Source organism: Actinomadura bangladeshensis, from assembly GCF_004348335.1.
Lineage (GTDB): Bacteria > Actinomycetota > Actinomycetes > Streptosporangiales > Streptosporangiaceae > Spirillospora > Spirillospora bangladeshensis.
The window spans coordinates 1-2,254 of the sequence record NZ_SMJW01000497.1 but is presented as its reverse complement, the minus strand read 5'-3'; the positions used below and the strand labels follow the sequence as shown (position 1 = coordinate 2,254).

1 protein-coding gene and 1 pseudogene are annotated in these 2,254 nt (G+C 71.1%); both read right to left on the bottom strand.

Annotated features, from left to right (window positions below):
* Positions 1–1,084: pseudogene (locus tag E1284_RS40310) on the bottom strand (hypothetical protein); the annotation flags it as partial.
* 132 nt (positions 1,085–1,216) lie between these two features.
* A partial coding sequence (locus tag E1284_RS40305; protein ID WP_131945376.1) for a LamG domain-containing protein occupies positions 1,217–2,254 on the bottom strand: 1,038 nt, incomplete at its 5' end.

The following is a 2,254-nucleotide window of genomic DNA, read 5'->3' as shown; positions in this document are numbered from 1 at the left end:
CATATCCCCAGCACTGATCGCCCGGCGAGTTCCCCCACTCGTCCTTGGGCGCACCGTCGTCCTCGCATGCCTTGTAGCGCCGCTCGATGTAACCCGGCCACAGGTCGAAGCCCTCACCGACCCAGGACGGCTGCCCGTTGGTGTTGGCGGTCCTGCCGTCCACGCTTCCCGAGGAGTAACTGACGGCGACACTGGGGGCGAGGCCGCCGGGCACCGGCGGCACCCGCATCGGATAGGACCAGATGAAGTCGCCGCCGTTACCGCCGGCCTGCCAGGTCGCCGACGCCTCCAGCGAGGTCGCCTTGTAGTCGCCCTGAGGGCCCGACTCCCCGGCCGCCGCTACCAGGAGCGTCCCCACCGACTGCGACGCCGCAGCCGGGACAGCGGAGGGGACCGTCGTGGCGGTTCGGGCGGGGGCGGCGGTCACCTGCGCGGTAAGGGTCTGCTCGCCGGTGTCGTTGACGGCATCCAGCGGCGCCGCCAGCCGACATTGCGGCTTGTCGGGAGTGCTGAGCGCGCATGCGGGCATCTGGTACAGGCGCAGCCGTGATCCGTAGGCGCCGCCGAACGCCTGCGCGAACTTGGCGTAGTCGAGTTCGACGCCGACCCGGCCGGCTTGCGGTTTGTCAGTGCGCGCCACAGTGAACGCCAGCCCGTCCACACCGGTCCGGGCGGCGGTGGCGTGGTCGAGCACCGACACCCGCACCTTCTTCGCGGCCCCCACTCCGCTGCGCGCGGCATGTTCGCCGGCGGGCAGTACCCGCACCGGCAGCGCACCGGCCCGTACCCCCGCCTCGGAAGCCGCGGATAGGGAGACCTCGCCGGTGCCGGGCTCGGGCCAGGTGGCCTTGGCCGCCGGTCCCGGCTCCAACGTCGGCTTCTTCCGGGGGCGGACCTTCAGGTCATGGCCTTTGACCGGGTCCTCATGGTCCTTGACGGTGGGACGCTGTGAGCCGGGTGGTTCCGCGAGCGCGGGCGGCGTCGCCGTCAGCAACCCTCCGGCGAGTGTCACGGCCATGACCGCGGCGGCAGCACGCGTCGTCCGAGAATGGGACAGCACCAGGGTCTTGCGGCCTGTTCTCACGGCATCCTCCTGCGCCCACGCGCCTGCTCCAGCCCCGAACCCTTCGTCGGGGCGCAAATCGTCGTTGTGCCGGGATTGGCGGCGGGCACCTCCGGGGGAGGCGGAGGCGTCCGCCGCGCATGGGTGCGGTGTCTAGGGCCCGTCGTCGGTGTCGAGTTCGATCGCCTGTCCGAGCTGGGCGATCTGGGTGGGGCTCAGGACGCCCCGGTACAGCCAGACGTCGTCCAGGGCGGCGGGCCAGAAATCGGTTCCCGCGCCGTTGCCGCCGAACGCGTTCCGCCCGACCTGCAAGCCCCCCGCGGCCTTGAAGGGGCGCACGTCTCCCGCTTCGGAGTCGCCATCCGTGCCGTTGACGGTGGAGCCGTTGATGTACAGGCTCATCGTCCGGTTCGTCGCGTCGTAGACGATCGCCAGATGGTCCCAGTCGTCTTCGGTATAGGCGGAATTGCTCGTCAGCCGCTGCGGATGGGACGCGTCGCCGGCCGGGAGGTCGGCATTGTTCATCTCCAGTTGCCACGCACCGAGGTCGGCCGGCTCGGCGGCGTCCGGGACGTACCGCAGCGCGAACGCGTTGGTCTGGCTTCCCGGCAGTGAGAACACCGTGGCCGCGCTTTGCGGGCGCTGCAGGTTCTGCACCCAGCCGGTGAGGGTGAAGCTCTCATCGGTGGACAGCAGCGCATCGCCGCCCGCCGTGACGGCCGGATCGGCCTCGGCGTAGGCGCCGAGCACGTCGTTCAACTGCAGCCCCGCGGGTGATACGAAGGGGCCTCCGAAGCCGGCGCCGGCCGAGATCGCCGCGCCGTTGCGCAGCATCAGCGGAGACGCGGCCCCACCGTCCTTGGCTTCGCCGGGGCTGACGCCTCCGGCCGCCGCGTTGAGTCTCCACCGGGCATTCAGGACGGGGGCCTGCTGATACAACCCGGAGATCTCCGCGACGGAGAGGATCCGGTCGTAGACCCGGACATCGTCGACCTGCCCCGGCCAGTGGTCGGCCGGCTGGCCCCACCACAGGCTGCGCCCGATCTGGAACCCGCCCGTGGCGTTCCATGCCGCCGGCACCTGCGGGCTCGGCGTCCCGGCGTCGCCGTTGACATAGACCTGCAGCTTCTTGGTGGTGTCGTCGTACATCCCGACCAGATGGGTCCAGGTGTCCAGCTCCGCCTGGTGCGG